At 43.2% G+C, this 1058-nt stretch carries 1 pseudogene; it reads left to right on the top strand.

The annotated features are described in order from the left end of the window. Positions 1–13: 13 nt before the first annotated feature. Positions 14–1058: pseudogene (locus ACFIK0_RS09190) on the top strand (hypothetical protein); the annotation flags it as partial.

Below are 1058 nucleotides of genomic sequence, written 5' to 3'. Positions count from 1 at the left end.
CTTTGAGAATGTTATGAAGAGTTTTGATGACAAACTCAAAGATATAACCACTTCGGCACAAGGAGATGGATTGTTGTGGAGTGATGAAGCCAGAGCATATGTCGCGCAGCATAAGCAAGATGGTATAGTCAAAAATAGCAAGATTACAGCGGTTGCAGCAGGTGACATCTCTAAAGATTCCAGTGATGCAGTAACAGGTTCTCAGCTTTATTCCATGAATGAACAGCTTGCTGGCTATTTAGGTGGCGGTGCAGGTTATGATGATGCGGGTAAGTGGCAAGCTCCACACTTCACAGTCAAAACCTTTGGAGAAGATGGCAGTGAGGGAAGCAAGAGCTATGACAGTGTTGCAGATGCCTTTGATGGTGTTAATGTTGCCTTCACAGGTTTTGAGCAAAAAGTTAACAACCAGATTACGGAAAAAGTGAATGATGTTATTGGCGATAAAGTTGATGATATTATAGGTGATAAGGTTGATGATGTTGTTGGTAAGAAGGTTGATGAAGCGATCACTCAAGCCAATGAAAAGAGCCTAGTTCAGCAAGATGCCGACACCAAGCGTATAACGATTGGTTCAGCTGTTGCTGGCAGTGAAATCAACATAGCGAATAAGTCTGGTGAAACGCGTACGCTTTCGGGTGTTAAGGATGGAACTCTTGCCAAAGGCTCAAATGATGCAGTGACGGGTTCCCAGCTTTATGCAACGAATGAGAATGTCAAGGGTATCACCGGTAATCTAGAGACAGTTGCTAAGAATGCCTCGAAATATTTAGGTGGTGGTGCCGATGTCTTAAAAGGGACTGAACCGACCTATAAATTAGATGATAAAGAGTATCATGATCTTTCTGGTGCGTTTGGTGGGGTTGATCAAGGCTTCAAGGATCTTAAGGATCAAGTTGCTCAGAACAAAGATGAGGTTTCTGAACGTCTTCAAGATGCGTTGTTGTGGGATAACGATAAAGGTGCGTTTGTCGCGCAGCATGGTGCAGATAAGAGCAACAGTAAGATCAAATCTCTTAAGGAAGGTAGCATCTCTAAAGAGTCAGGTGATGGAGAGA

It is taken from the genome of Bartonella sp. CL63NXGY, from assembly GCF_042194905.1.
Lineage (GTDB): Bacteria > Pseudomonadota > Alphaproteobacteria > Rhizobiales > Rhizobiaceae > Bartonella.
The sequence above is the reverse complement of the archived record's forward strand: the minus strand, read 5'-3'. Positions and strand labels throughout refer to the sequence as shown.